We start from the raw sequence: 12,555 nt of genomic DNA, 5'->3' as shown, positions 1-12,555 counted from the left end.
CCCGGATGGGAACATCTTAACGGGCAAGCGATCAACCGCACGACGGAGAAGTGGCATGAACGGCGCGGAAAGTCTTTTGCGAACGCTCGTCGGATCGGGCGTCGAGGTCTGCTTCGGCAATCCCGGCACGTCGGAGATGCACTTCGTCGCGGCCCTCGACAGGGTCGCGGGCATGCGAACCGTGCTCGGCCTGTTCGAAGGCGCGGTGACCGGTATGGCCGACGGCTATGGTCGCATGGCCGAGAAGCCGGCCGCGACGCTGCTGCATCTCGGACCGGGACTGGCGAATGGGCTGGCCAATCTCCACAACGCGCGCCGCGCCGGGACGCCCATCGTCAATATCGTCGGCGACCACGCGACCTATCACGCGCAATATGACGCGCCGCTCACGTCCGATGTTCACGGTTTCGCGCGGCCAGTCTCCGCGTGGGTGCATTCGTCAGCCAGTGCCCGGACTGTCGCCGCCGACGGCGCTCTCGCGGTGCAGGCGGCGTTGCAATGCCCAGGTCAGATCGCGACGTTGATCCTCCCCGCCGACACCGCATGGCTAGAGGCTGATCGCCCGGCGCCCGCTTTGCCGAAGCCGATGCCGGCCGAGGTTTCGACTGAGGCGATCGACCAGGCGGCGGCCGCGCTGCGGTCGGGCAAGAAAACCATGATCCTGATCCGCGGAGCCGCGCTGAAGGAGCGCGGGCTCAACGCTGCTGGCCGGATCGCCGCGGCGACGGGCGCACGGATCGCCTGCGATACCTTCGCGCCACGTTGCCAGCGCGGAGCCGGCCGTGTGCGGGTCGAGCACATTCCCTATTTCGCCGAGCAAATTGTCGAGTTCATGAGCGGGACGGAGCAGCTTATCCTGGTCGGCGCCAAGCCTCCCGTCAGCTTCTTCGCCTATCCGAACAAGCCGTCCTGGTGCACGCCCGAGGATTGCAGGATCCTCTATCTCGCCCACGCGCATGAGGATGGCACGGCCGCCTTGGAGGCTCTCGCCGATGCAGTGAAGGCCGCGAGGGAGCCGCAGCACGTCGGCGTACTGACCAAGCCAGACGTTCCGGCCGGACCGCTTGATGCGCGCACGGCCGGGCAGGTCATCGCCCATTATCTTCCTGAGGGTGCGATCATTTCCGACGAAGGCGCTACCGCAGGGGGCGGCGTCCATCGATTTGCTGCCGGTATCGAGCCGCACGATCATCTGACGCTGACCGGCGGCGCGATTGGACAGGGCATCCCTCTCGCCACGGGCGCTGCGGTCGCCTGCCCGGACCGGAAGGTCGTCTGCCTTCATGGTGACGGTGGGGCGATGTATACGCTGCAGGCGTTGTGGACGCAGGCGCGGGAGAAGCTCGACGTCACCACGGTGATCTTTGCCAACCGCTCCTATGCGATTCTCAACATCGAGCTCGGGCGGGTCGGAGCCGGCAATGCCGGACCCAAGGCCTTTTCGATGCTCGATCTGCACAATCCCGAACTTGATTGGGTCAAGCTTGCGTCCGGCATGGGCGTCGAGGCGAGCCGCGCAATTTCGGTTGCGGAATTCGCGAACCAGTTCGCCGGCGCGATGCGACATCGCGGCCCGCGCCTGATCGAGGTCGTCCTCAATATTTGAGCACTACCGTCTTTGCTCCCATGCAACTAGGCCATGTATCCGAGATCTGGATGATCTCCCAGACCTCCCGCGAGACTTCTCTACTCGAATCCCAAATAGGCATTCTTGACCTTGGCATCGGACAGCAGTGCCGCCGCCTTGTCGGAAAAAGCGATCCGGCCGGTCTCGATCACATAGCCACGATCGGAGATCTCCAGCGCCGCCGCCGCGTTTTGTTCGACCAACAGGATCGTGACGCCATCGGCGCGCAGCGCCATGATCGCGGCGAGGATCTGATCCACCAGCAAGGGGGAAAGTCCGAGGGACGGCTCGTCCAGCCGCAGCAGCTTGGGTTTGCCCATCAGCGCACGCCCGACCGCCAGCATCTGCTGCTGTCCACCGGATAGCCCGCCGGCGAGCAAATGCCGCTTCTCGTGAAGAACCGGGAACATCGCGTAGACCCGTTCGCGATCGGTCTCGATTTCCTTGTCGCGCCGCACATAGCCGCCGAGACTGAGATTTTCCTCGACGCTCAATGGACCGAAGACGTGACGGCCTTCCGGCGATTGCACCACGCCGCGCCTGGTCGAAGAAGCCCAGCGAGGTCTGATATGTTTTCAGCTTTCTGGCCATCGGCTTTCTTACCAAGGCAGGACCGCTCCCGTCGTGCAAAAGACGCCGGCGTCCTCATGCCTGAGGCGTCGGACGGAATATCCATTCGCGCCACATCGCCAGGAGCGCAGCCATGATAACCGGTCCGACGAACAATCCGATCAGGCCGAACGCGGCCAGTCCGCCGAAGATTCCGACGAACGCGAGCAGAAACGGAAGCCTCGCCGAACCGCTGACCAGGGTCGGCCAGACGAAATGATCTCCGGCGAGCATGACGATCGAGCCCCATAGAAACACGCCCGCTGCAGCGATACCGCCTCCGCCTCCCGATATCGTCACGATCGCGGCCACGGTAAATGCAAGCCAGGCTCCGAACGGGATCATCGCGAACGCGGTCGTGAAGATCAGGAACGTTAGCGCGTTCGGCACACCGGCCACGAAGTAGGCGAGGCCGATCGCAATGCCTTCGCCCAAGGCGACCAGCACGGTACCGTTGACGGTGCCGCGTGTCGCGTCCACCATCTTTTCGACGAGGCCCTCGCCCGCCTCCCCGAACAGACGGTCGCAGGTCTCGAGGACGCGATCGGCGAGCGCACGCCCGTGGCGTAGCAGAGCGAACAGAGCCAGCAGCGAAAAGAACAGCAGGAACAGGCGGTGGATTAGCTGACCGCCGAACGTTCGGAAAAGGTCGGACACGTTGTCCGCATTTAGCGTCTTCAGCCAGGCCGTGGCCGCCTTCGGGTCCGAGAGATTGGCACGCCACCATTGTTGCATGCTTTCCGCCGCGATCGGCAAACGAGCGACCCAGTCCGGCACTTCGACCCCGCCTTCGTGCGCGCGCTTCAGCCAATCGATGAGCATGTCGCTCTGCTGGGCGACCGTATAGACGGCGAGCGAAATCGGCGTCACCAAGACAAGTGCGACGAGTAGCGTGAAGAGGAACGCCGCCGACGCGGACGGTCCGGCCGTGAACCGCGTCGCGAACTTCAGATAGAGGGGCCATAGTGCGACGGCCAGAATGGTGGCCCAGATAAGGGACGGCAGAAAGCTCAAAGCCGTCCACAACGCGAGCGCCACTAAGATGAGCGCAAACACGACCCTGGCGTTCACGCGGGCGCCCGGACCGAGGGGAAGCGGCTTCTGCTCGCCCGCGCGAGCATGCACTACGCGTGGCTCATCATCTTTCGATTTTTTCGCGCCTGCTTTCGCCGTGTTTGTCATGTGCAGCGCTTGAGTTGGGGCCGCTAACGCGTTGTGGCCGCGAGTACGCGGTCAGCCGATGGACCGGACCACGACGCCGGCCGTACGCGTCGGCGTATGCGGACTACGGGGACTTTGCCGGTCATGGACATGGACCGCAGGGCGCGATTTTTCCGCCAAACCTCCGCCTCGGCTTCGAGGCTCAAGGATTCGGCGGCATTTTTGCCGCGTCCTTTGATGGTCGTGCGCATCTTATCTCCTTTCAAACTGCCCACGCGCATAAAACGGGTGGAAAGGCCGGATGTTCCGCCGGCGGAACAACCGGCTGCCGCTGCGGTTAACGCCGGAGGAGCCCTTTGGCATGAGCCTGAGACGGACGATCGAAGGTCTTGGACCCTACCCCTCGCTTCTTCTGCTGGGGCTGCCGACCGCCGTCGTCGAACCGCTCAAACTGGCGGCCGTGGCCTTGGCTGGAAAGGGCCATTGGATCAGCGGCACGGCGATGATCGCGGGCTGCTACGCGTTCAGCCTTTTGGTCGTCGAGCGTCTCTTCGTCATCGTGAAGCCGAAGCTCCTTACGATCCCCTGGTTCGCGACGCTCTGGGAAGCATTCGTTTCCGTCCGGACGCGCATATCGGACATCTTCGGAGGATGGATCGGACTTCGCCGCAATCGAAAGGATCCCGCGTCGGCTTCCTGGCCTAAGCGCGCAGACCGAACCACCAAGCCAGTCCTTGACCCGCGGTCGGCCCGTCGATGAGTCGCAAGTCGACGCTGCCGAAGCGTTTGCAGCCGATGCTCGCGACGCTGACGGACGCGCCGTTCGACGATCCAGACTGGATTTTCGAGGACAAATACGACGGCTTCCGAATGGTCTCGGAAATCCGCGACCGCAGGGTCGCTCTGTATAGCCGCAACGGCAAGATCATCAGCCACTCCTACATCGAGGTCGCGAAGGCGCTCGAAGGCGTCAAGGGCGACGCGCTGATCGACGGCGAGCTCGTCGCCATCGGCAAGGACGGCGTCTCGCACTTCCAACTGCTGCAGAACGCGCTGCGCCACGAAGCGAAGCTCCTGTACTGCGCATTCGATCTCATGTTCGCGGACGGCGAAGACCTCCGGGGTCTCCCGCTGCTCGAACGCAAGAAGCGGCTCAAGGCCATACTGCCCCGCCACACGCTGATCGCCTTCAGCAATCATCGCAAGAGCAGCGGCAAGAAGTTCTTCGCCGAAGCCGAGCGCAAGGGTCTTGAAGGCATCATGGCCAAGCGCGCGGACAGCCAGTATGCGTCCGGCGGCAGATCTGCCGACTGGCTGAAGATCAAGACCGCGAAACGACAGGAAGTCGTTATCGCGGGTTTCACGGAGCCCAGACGCACAAGACCCTACTTCGGCGCTCTTGTCCTTGCCGTGAGGGAAGCTGGCGTCTGGCGTTACATCGGACATGTCGGCACGGGGTTCAGCCATAAGACACTGGAAGAGCTGCATGCCAGAATGATCAAGCTAAAAGCGGCGAAGTCACCTTTCCCGGACAACGTGAAGGACCAAGCGACGACGACCTGGATCAGGCCTTCGTTGGTGGCCGAGGTGAAGTTCGCGGAGTGGACGAGCAAAGGCGAATTGCGTCAGCCCGTCTATCTTGGCCTCCGCTCCGACAAGAAGGCGAAGGACGTCGTGCGGGAATGGGAACGGTCGCGAAGATGACATCCCAAGCAGCTTCGGAGAGAACTCGTTCGGCTGAGTGGATCGACCGACGACGCGTTCGCACGTCAATGGCCACGCGGCAAGGGCGGCAAGCCGATCGGGGCTTGGCATGGGTTCGCCGGTCACATCCGGATCGTCGCTCTCTCTGGCTCTATCAGGCGCCGACCACCTTGTTTTCATCAGCCGCGCGCATATGTCGACTGCATGAAATTGTCCGATATTCAGGATTACGCGATCCAGGCGCGCGTCGCGTCGGTGATCGGCGACAACATGTTCGACCGTGTCTTCGCCGGCGTGAGATTCGCCGAAATCGACGGAGCTCTCCTCTACGTCTATTCGAGAGACGAAGAGAGCGCGGCAGCAATCGAGGACGACTTCTCTCTTCTGATCGCCGATGTGGCGGGCCGGATCCTGCGGCACGAAGTCGAACTCGTCGTCGTGCTACCAAAGGTCCTTCAATAAGCCGACCTGCCTCGAGCCGCCGGAAAGCCCGGTCGGGCGCGACTGCCGGCGAAGCATGGCATGCCCCCATGGCAGCGCTTGTAGTTTATCGACGTGATCCTAAATCAGTCGAGCTCAGCGCGAGCGAGATGCCGCCGCCATTGAACCGAGTGCAAATTTGCCCCTTCGTATCGTCGCAGCAATTGTCATCGTATTTTTGATGCTGGCCGTCGGCGGCGGGACCACGACAGTCGGGGCCTGGTACGAAGATCTGCGCAAGCCTTCGTGGAACCCTCCGAATTGGATCTTCGGTCCGGCTTGGGCGGTCATATTGGCGTTGGCCGCCTGGTCCGGCCTCTCGACGTGGACCAACGCCACGGACGAAGCGGGACGAATTCTGATCCTTGTGCTTTTCGCCAGCAATATCGTCCTGCACATGCTTTGGAGCCCCCTTTTCTTCGCCCTGAAAAGACCGGACTGGGCCTTGGCCGAAGTCCCGTTCCTCTGGCTTTCAATCGTCGTCCTCATGTTCGGGATCGGGCGGTATTCGACGTTGGCCATCTGCCTTCTTTTGCCCTACCTGCTCTGGGTGACTTTCGCGGCCGTTCTGAATTTCAAGATCGTCCGCTTGAACCAGCCGTTCCGTGCAAGTGCTCGAGACTGAAAACCAGATCCATCAAAATAATCATCCCGTCACGGAAGGCTCGGTAGTCGCCGTGTCGGTCGACGGCAAGCATCGCTTCAGCAAGACACCTCGATTGTCCATCATTCTGACGAAAGGCCATGGCATTGAAGGCGATGCGCATTACGGACCTTTCGTGCGGCACCGATATCTGGCGCGCCGCAATCCGACGGCGGCTAACCTCCGTCAGGTCCATCTTATCCCGAGCGAACTGTTCAATGCGCTGCGGACGCGCGGCTTCGAAGTCCGTCCGGGAAACCTCGGCGAGAACATCACGACGATGGGCCTCGATCTCGAATGCCTTCCTCTCGGCACCATGCTCCGCCTTGGCGCCTCGGCGACCGTTCGGCTGACCGGCTTGCGCACGCCCTGCGTGCTGATCGATCGCTTCGAGGGCGGGTTGAAGGATGAGTTGCGAAACGGCCCGCTCGGACCGCGCTTCAGGGCCGGCGTCATGGCGGTCGTATCGGAGGGAGGCGAAGTCTCGCCGGGGGACTCAATCCGCGCGGTCCTGCCTGCACCTCGCCACTTGGCCCTTCCACCGCTTTGATCAGGTCCGCTGCGATTAATCCGGGATCCCTCAGCAACATCTGACCGGCGCCACATCCTGCCGAACGAGGTACGGGGATTTCACCGCCGTGGCCAAGAGCCCTTTTAATCCGAAGGGCAATAGTACGTCGTTAATCTCGATATTGGCCGATCGGAAGCCAGCGCCCTTTAAAAGATCCAGCAGCTCGCCGCTCTCATAGAGCCGGTGTGTTTCACGACTTGCAAAGGGCCATTTGATCATCGTTTCACGGGATGTCACGTAGACGACGACGCGGCCCCCCGGCCTGAGGACGCGGTGGACTTCCGCCACTTCCCGGCCATCAGGATCGAAGAAGTACGCCACATTTACGAGAAGGACCTTTTGGAAAGTGGAGTCGATCCACGGAAGTGGACTGAATGGCCCTTTGGAAAGCACCACCCGTCCCCTTGCAATCGCCACTTCATTCATGTTGGCAGCCTGCCGAAGCATCCGATCAGATTGGTCGATTCCGAATATCTGCCCCTTGGTGGCGCGTGCGGCAATTGTCCGCAGTGCCCAACCCGGTCCAAAACCAAGTTCAAGCACCCGGTCGGTCGGCTGGAGCTCCAGAGCGTCGACAGCCAGTCTATTCGGTTCGTCATTGACGAATGCCATAAACCACCCGGTCAGGGATCCGATGACGCCAGACGGATGACGTAGCTGCATTCCAAGTGCGTGCCAAAGTCGATCAAAAATGCGGCGGTATCTCGTGATGGCGTCATCATCCCGTAAGAGGCTCTGACGACGATCGCTCACTGTTTCGCCGCGATGCTGGCAAGCCGCTCCTCTATGACGAGTCGGCGGTTTTTATCCCAAAGCGGACGATCGGGATGCTGCGGTAGGCTGAGCGCGTGCCGAAAGACCTCCGCGGCCTTTTTGTATTCCTTCTGCTCATAAAGGAAATCGCCATAGAAATACCAGGCGTCGAGTCCGGCCGGCGCAAGCTTCACGGCCTGCTCCAGCAACTGGCGCGCTTTTGCCGTGTCGCCGAAACCGATGGGAAAACCCGGTGCCCGATAATACAGCACGCCGAGGCTCGTCGTTGCGCCGGCGTCGAGCTTGGCCGGCGCCATTTTGTAGGCCTGTTCCAGGATATCGCGTGCGCGCCTGGCTAGACCGAGCGCAGAGAATGCGCTGGCCATCGAAGCCCGCTCGCTGGTAATGATGCCGTCCCAGATCAGCACCTCGGGCCTGTCCGGAAATTTCGCCGCTACGGCGTCGGCATCGTCTCCGAGGGCATTCATTTGTTTGGTCTGCTCATCGCCTTCGGGGACGCCGAACTTGATCGACTCCCAAGTGGTCTGCAGGCGATGAACCTCACCATCGGCTGCGTCGCTCGCCCGCGCGGCAAGCATGCGGAAACCCGCGGGCACCAGCAGCAGGCACGAAAGGACCGTTCTTCGTGATGTCGATGTCATGCGTAGATGCCTTGTTGTGGATTTGGTTGGCGGTGAGGTTCCGAGAAGCTATGGAGTCCGCGACAACGACCAGTCGATCACCCGAGGAAAAAGCCGCTGGATCAGCACGTAGATCCTTTCCGGCGCCGGCGCGTAGACGGTATCTTGTCCGTCGGCGACGGCTCGCCATATCTGCCGTGCGACTTGTTCCGGCGAGTCCAGGCTCATTTTGGTCTTGGCGATGAGGCCGGCGAATGCAACGGCGGCATCGGTTTGGGTGGCGCGTGGCGCTGCATAGGTCACGCCGATTCCCTTCTGCTTCCATTCGCGGCGCAGCGCAATCGAGAAGCCCCGGAGCGCGAATTTCGCCGCGGAATAGCAGGTGAATTCCGGATATCCGATATCGCCAAAAATGGAGCCAACATTGACGACGCGAGAGGGCCTGGCGGTAACCAGCAAGGGCATGAGATCGCGCGTCAGCGCCATCGGGGCCATGACGTTGGTTTGGAATGTTCGAGCTATCGCGTCGTCATCGAACGTTTCCAGCGATCCACCTTCGACGATGCCCGCATTGTTGATGAGGATGTCGAGCTTTCCGCGCTTGCTTCCAATGTGATCGACAATACGCCGCCGGTCTTCAGGCCGGGTGATGTCAGCCGGAATAATCAAATGCGATGTCGATGGCCCGAGAAGTGCGGCAGTTGTCTGCAGCGCGTCGAGCCTTCGCCCGCAAAGCGCAATCATCATACCGCGTTGCGCTGCCTCGAGGCACAGAGCACGGCCAATCCCGGAGCCTGCACCTGTGACGAGCACGAGCTTTTGTTCAGGCAGCATTGCTCAGTTCCGCCCGGGCGCCAAGATCGTGGAAAATCGCCCCATACAGGCGATAAAATATCCGGGCGTTGTCGATGATGATGCGCTGGGTGGCCGGATCATCAAAGCCATCGACAAGCGTACGGAAAAACGCGACGTGGTCGGTATCCAGGGAACCGTGGGTGCGAAGATAGGTGAAGCCGGCGTCACTGTCTTGACCGAGAGACTTCTTCATCGCATCGGCGAGTTTGTCGGCCAGCAGAACGGATACGCCCTCGAGCACATGGACGCTGCCGAGATAAGCATAGGGACTGACGCGCTCGACGGCGTAGTATGCGTAGCCGACCATGATCTGGCACGGCATGCCCGCGATACCGGTCCGAACAACATCGGGATCGCCTCCGACCATTCTAATGTCGTCGAGAATCCACTTTTCGTGACCTCGCTCCTCTTCCATGTACTCGATCAGCGCGTCCTGGTAGCGCTCGTCGGAAGTGCGTGACGCTGCCAAGGCGAGAAGCGGAAAAGTATGCTTCACATGGTGATAGGCCTCGGCCAGGAAATCGACGTAAAGCTGTCGGGATGCCCCATTTCGAATTGCGTGTTGCACTATCGGTATGGCCAGGAAGGCATCGCGATCTTCGGCGGTCTCGCTCATCAGACGGTCGTAAAAGCTCATGTTTTAGTTCCCTGGTGAATTTTGATAGCGCTAGATCGCCGCCGTGGATGCAGGCGGCGTTTTGCTTGCGACGAACTTTTCGATCTGCCTTCGGGCCGGCCGGCCGTTGGTCAGAAGCTGATTGCTGACCGCCTCCTCGAGCGAGGCTATGATGCAGGCCCACGGTACTGCATAGTCGGGCGCCCCCGAACAGCAGGCAGAAACGAGAGCCAGCACATCTTCGTGGGTTGCGTTGGCGAACCAGGCCGCACCCGGACGGGAAGGTACGAGCAAGGCTGTCAGATGGGGCTCGCCATGACCAACCACCGCGCAGAATGCGACTCGCGGATCGCCGAGCAGCATCGTCTCGACCCATTCGGGACTGATGTTCCTGCCGTACGAGGTGACAATGAGATTGTCCTTGCGTCCCTGGATCGTCAGATAGCCATCTTGATCGATCGTCCCAAGATCGCCCGTCCGCCACGGCCGTTGCGCCGGCCCCTTTCCCAGATAGCCATCGGTGATCGAAGGTCCATCGACAACGATTTCACCGCGATCGATCGACACATCGAGGCCGTGGAGCGGCTGGCCAACGGTGTCGGCGCGGCGTTCGCCGGGGCGATTGAGCGCGACCACCGAACAGCACTCCGAAAGACCATACCCCTCGTGGACTGGGATACCTGACTGCCATGCTCCCTCAGCCAGCTGCCGCGGCACTGGGGCACCTCCGACGGCTACGAAGCGCAACGAACTCGGCGCTCGGCGACCCAGGGCCTGAAGTTCACCGACCCATTGTTTCAGCAACTGTGGCACCACGACACTGGTCGTGGGTTGCTTCTGGTCGAATGCCCTTGAGAGTCCCTTCGCATTACCCCGGCCGACTTGGTCGGCGAGCTCTGTATCGAAATGAACGCAAGCCCCAAGCATCGTCGGGATGAAAATCGCACATATCGTCTCTAGCAAGAGCGGCAACGGCAGCACCGAAAGATAAGAATCTTTTGCTGTCGCGCCTGTTGCGGCCGCCAGTGCCGCGGTCGACCAGGCGATCTGTCCGCTTTCATGGCGAACGCCCTTGGGCTGTCCTGTGCTTCCCGAAGTATAAATAACCTGACCGAACCCATCGACCAGATCAGGCACGCCGGCGCCCGCGGCGTGGTCGCCGAGCAGAGCGGTGCTCACGCCGGACTCCAGTGTCAAGGCCCTTGTCTGCTCGGTTGTCAGAATCAGGCCGACCGACGCATTGCGCACCACATGGCCGAGTTGGGCGGAACTGAAAAATGTTGGCAATGGAACGGCAATCTTGCCGGACAACGCGCAGGCAAGCTGAGCGATCACCCAATCGACACCGTTTGGGGCGAGGATGCCGATCGCGCCGGCTTTCGTTTTGAGATCCGCAGCCAGTCCGGTCACTTCGGAGAGCAGTTCGTCGCGCCGGAGAACCCGACGGCTATCGCTGACTGCAATCCTGTCGCCCGCGCCACGGGCATTCCGGTGCAGGGCTTCAAACAGCGTGCGCATAAAGCAATTCTGTATCGCGCGGAGCCAGGGCGACGCGAGGACTCGTGATCGCAAACACCTTCGGCGCAGAGGCGTAGTACGTCCCCCATCGTTGGTGGCCGGCTATGCGGCGATGATCCGCATCGCCCAGATGGATCAGAGGGTGTCCCAGTCGCTCCACCAGCCGGTGGAGACGGTGCGTGAGAGTAAAAAACGACCACACAAACCCGTTGGTCTCGCCGAATCTTCCGATAGCGTCGATGAATCCGGTGGTCGCGCGAGGCGACTGGCTTGCGAGTGTCGAGACTTCGAAGATTTCGTTCCGCCGGACTATTTGGCCGGAGCTAATGCTCAGCACCTCTTCCACGGGCGCGTCGAGATAGGCTTCAGAGAAAAAGCCGTCGTGCTCCGTTCGTATGCCGGCGGCGCAATCAATCGTGCCATCCGCTTCGAAGCGTGCTATGAGTCGCGATGGGAAAGTATCCAGTTTCGCACCGTATCTTGAGTCATAGACGGCCCTGATGAAACGCTCAGCCGTTTTGCGTCTTGGGTGACCGGTATCGAGCAATATCGTCTGGCTCATCGCTCGCAATTCCTATCGATCGTTCTCGCCGCATCACACGAGACCGGATCAAGGCCCCCCTTTCATTGCACGAACATTGCAAGCTGGAGCAGGCACCGCATGGCGGTATTGCCTAGTCCCTGGTTGTCGTCATGATGTTGTTCGTCACCGGACATAAAAAGGCCTTGAAGGCGCAGCGATCTCTGCCAGCTTCGGGGAGAGCCACTCAAATTGGCGGGCGGTGCATCGAACTCGACTTATAGCACCGGTCAATTCCCCGGACCTGATCTAGCGTTTCGACCGACTGAGCGACGGGGTAACCGATCCCAGGACTTACGCGGCCACGTGATGCGAGCTTCTATATGTCCTATCCGATCATTGGCAGCAGGCTGGCATGCGGGTCCTAATCGTCGAGGACGAGCCAGATCTGGCATCGTTCCTGGCCTCCATTTTGGTCAGCGCGGGTCTTGTGGTTGACCGGAGTGGCTCAATAGGAGAGGCGCTTCAGGCGCTCGAGACTGCACCGTTCGATATAGCGATTGTGGATAGGCGTCTTCCTGACGGGGACGGCCTGTCAATCGTCGAGGCAATGAAGGAACGCGAACTTGTACCGGCGTTTCTCATCCTCACCGCACGCGACGCAAAGAGCGATGTGATTGAAGGGTTAAATAGCGGCTCTGACTCATATGTGGAACGGCCCGGGCTGCAAGATCTTTCTCTGGTTGAACAAGGGATGACGGTGCGGTCATATGTTCGGCCTGTGAACGCGGCACCTGGCCGCTGGCCACGATGATATCCGCGGAAGCAATCGCTCAATCAATTTCTCGCGCTCGGAG

Annotated in this window: 14 protein-coding genes and 1 pseudogene; 7 read left to right on the top strand and 8 right to left on the bottom strand. The window is 61.1% G+C overall.

Annotation, left to right across the window (positions count from 1 at the left end; genetic code table 11):
- Positions 1 to 55 precede the first annotated feature (55 nt).
- On the top strand, positions 56 to 1,606 hold the full coding sequence (locus tag ACP2YO_RS07730) for an acetolactate synthase large subunit (RefSeq protein WP_426440335.1): 1,551 nt from the start codon (positions 56 to 58) through the stop codon (positions 1,604 to 1,606).
- A gap of 80 nt (positions 1,607 to 1,686) precedes the next feature.
- Here the strand turns inward: ACP2YO_RS07730 and ACP2YO_RS07725 are convergent.
- Both ACP2YO_RS07725 and ACP2YO_RS07720 read right to left on the bottom strand, forming a co-directional pair.
- A pseudogene (locus ACP2YO_RS07725) lies at positions 1,687 to 2,166 on the bottom strand (ABC transporter ATP-binding protein); the annotation flags it as partial.
- Between the two features lie 106 nt (positions 2,167 to 2,272).
- A complete protein-coding gene (locus ACP2YO_RS07720) occupies positions 2,273 to 3,361 on the bottom strand; it encodes an AI-2E family transporter (RefSeq protein WP_426440334.1) in 1,089 nt (362 codons plus the stop codon).
- Between the two features lie 337 nt (positions 3,362 to 3,698).
- On the opposite strand from ACP2YO_RS07720, the gene ACP2YO_RS07715 reads away from it, so the two are divergent.
- The 5 genes from ACP2YO_RS07715 (at position 3,699) to ACP2YO_RS07695 (ending at position 6,774) form a co-directional block, all read left to right on the top strand.
- On the top strand, positions 3,699 to 4,157 hold the full coding sequence (locus ACP2YO_RS07715; RefSeq protein ID WP_426440333.1) for a hypothetical protein: 459 nt from the start codon (positions 3,699 to 3,701) through the stop codon (positions 4,155 to 4,157).
- Positions 4,154 to 5,101, top strand: a complete 948-nt coding sequence (gene ligD, locus ACP2YO_RS07710; protein ID WP_426440332.1) for a non-homologous end-joining DNA ligase — start codon at positions 4,154 to 4,156, stop codon at positions 5,099 to 5,101. Before ACP2YO_RS07715 ends, ligD begins: the two co-directional genes overlap by 4 nt.
- A gap of 204 nt (positions 5,102 to 5,305) precedes the next feature.
- Positions 5,306 to 5,563: a hypothetical protein gene (locus tag ACP2YO_RS07705; RefSeq protein ID WP_426440331.1), complete on the top strand. Its 258-nt coding sequence runs from the start codon at positions 5,306 to 5,308 to the stop codon at positions 5,561 to 5,563.
- Positions 5,564 to 5,720: 157 nt separating this feature from the next.
- Positions 5,721 to 6,206, top strand: coding sequence for a TspO/MBR family protein (locus tag ACP2YO_RS07700; RefSeq protein WP_426440330.1), 486 nt, complete (start codon positions 5,721 to 5,723; stop codon positions 6,204 to 6,206).
- Positions 6,193 to 6,774 (top strand): MOSC domain-containing protein, encoded by a 582-nt coding sequence (locus ACP2YO_RS07695; RefSeq protein WP_426440329.1) that lies wholly within the window; start codon positions 6,193 to 6,195, stop codon positions 6,772 to 6,774. Before ACP2YO_RS07700 ends, ACP2YO_RS07695 begins: the two co-directional genes overlap by 14 nt.
- Before the next feature lie 30 nt (positions 6,775 to 6,804).
- On the opposite strand, the gene ACP2YO_RS07690 is transcribed toward ACP2YO_RS07695, so the two are convergent.
- From ACP2YO_RS07690 to ACP2YO_RS07665, 6 genes are read right to left on the bottom strand one after another with little or no spacing between them, the layout of a single operon-like run.
- A complete protein-coding gene (locus ACP2YO_RS07690) occupies positions 6,805 to 7,548 on the bottom strand; it encodes a class I SAM-dependent methyltransferase (protein WP_426440328.1) in 744 nt (247 codons plus the stop codon).
- The gene (locus tag ACP2YO_RS07685) at positions 7,545 to 8,210 is read right to left on the bottom strand and encodes a tetratricopeptide repeat protein (protein WP_426440327.1); all 666 of its coding nucleotides are present in this window, start codon (positions 8,208 to 8,210) and stop codon (positions 7,545 to 7,547) included. The genes ACP2YO_RS07690 and ACP2YO_RS07685 overlap by 4 nt, the downstream gene beginning before the upstream one ends.
- 48 nt (positions 8,211 to 8,258) lie before the next feature.
- Entirely contained in the window at positions 8,259 to 9,023 is a 765-nt protein-coding gene (locus ACP2YO_RS07680) for an SDR family NAD(P)-dependent oxidoreductase (protein ID WP_426440326.1), read from the bottom strand.
- The gene (locus ACP2YO_RS07675) at positions 9,013 to 9,681 is read right to left on the bottom strand and encodes a TenA family transcriptional regulator (protein ID WP_426440325.1); all 669 of its coding nucleotides are present in this window, start codon (positions 9,679 to 9,681) and stop codon (positions 9,013 to 9,015) included. The genes ACP2YO_RS07680 and ACP2YO_RS07675 overlap by 11 nt, the downstream gene beginning before the upstream one ends.
- Before the next feature lie 30 nt (positions 9,682 to 9,711).
- Positions 9,712 to 11,178 (bottom strand): AMP-binding protein, encoded by a 1,467-nt coding sequence (locus ACP2YO_RS07670; RefSeq protein ID WP_426440324.1) that lies wholly within the window; start codon positions 11,176 to 11,178, stop codon positions 9,712 to 9,714.
- Complete coding sequence (locus ACP2YO_RS07665; protein WP_426440323.1) at positions 11,162 to 11,740, bottom strand: thermostable hemolysin; 579 nt, start codon at positions 11,738 to 11,740, stop codon at positions 11,162 to 11,164. Before ACP2YO_RS07665 ends, ACP2YO_RS07670 begins: the two co-directional genes overlap by 17 nt.
- A 373-nt stretch (positions 11,741 to 12,113) precedes the next feature.
- Between ACP2YO_RS07665 and ACP2YO_RS07660 the strand changes: the two genes are divergently transcribed.
- Positions 12,114 to 12,512, top strand: a complete 399-nt coding sequence (locus ACP2YO_RS07660; protein WP_426440322.1) for a response regulator transcription factor — start codon at positions 12,114 to 12,116, stop codon at positions 12,510 to 12,512.
- Positions 12,513 to 12,555 lie beyond the last annotated feature (43 nt).

The organism is Bradyrhizobium genosp. P, assembly GCF_049949265.1.
Lineage (GTDB): Bacteria > Pseudomonadota > Alphaproteobacteria > Rhizobiales > Xanthobacteraceae > Bradyrhizobium.
The sequence above is the reverse complement of the archived record's forward strand: the minus strand, read 5'-3'. Positions and strand labels throughout refer to the sequence as shown.

What these genes read in the sequence shown, in the direction of transcription:
- ACP2YO_RS07685 (WP_426440327.1), bottom strand. Translation starts at nt 8,210, where the DNA reads ATGACATCGACATCACGAAGAACGGTCCTTTCGTGCCTGCTGCTGGTG.
- ACP2YO_RS07675 (WP_426440325.1), bottom strand. Translation starts at nt 9,681, where the DNA reads ATGAGCTTTTACGACCGTCTGATGAGCGAGACCGCCGAAGATCGCGAT.
- ACP2YO_RS07705 (WP_426440331.1), top strand. Translation starts at nt 5,306, where the DNA reads ATGAAATTGTCCGATATTCAGGATTACGCGATCCAGGCGCGCGTCGCG.
- ACP2YO_RS07730 (WP_426440335.1), top strand. Translation starts at nt 56, where the DNA reads ATGAACGGCGCGGAAAGTCTTTTGCGAACGCTCGTCGGATCGGGCGTC.
- ACP2YO_RS07680 (WP_426440326.1), bottom strand. Translation starts at nt 9,023, where the DNA reads ATGCTGCCTGAACAAAAGCTCGTGCTCGTCACAGGTGCAGGCTCCGGG.
- ACP2YO_RS07670 (WP_426440324.1), bottom strand. Translation starts at nt 11,178, where the DNA reads ATGCGCACGCTGTTTGAAGCCCTGCACCGGAATGCCCGTGGCGCGGGC.
- ACP2YO_RS07715 (WP_426440333.1), top strand. Translation starts at nt 3,699, where the DNA reads ATGTTCCGCCGGCGGAACAACCGGCTGCCGCTGCGGTTAACGCCGGAG.
- ligD (WP_426440332.1), top strand. Translation starts at nt 4,154, where the DNA reads ATGAGTCGCAAGTCGACGCTGCCGAAGCGTTTGCAGCCGATGCTCGCG.
- ACP2YO_RS07665 (WP_426440323.1), bottom strand. Translation starts at nt 11,740, where the DNA reads ATGAGCCAGACGATATTGCTCGATACCGGTCACCCAAGACGCAAAACG.
- ACP2YO_RS07660 (WP_426440322.1), top strand. Translation starts at nt 12,114, where the DNA reads ATGCGGGTCCTAATCGTCGAGGACGAGCCAGATCTGGCATCGTTCCTG.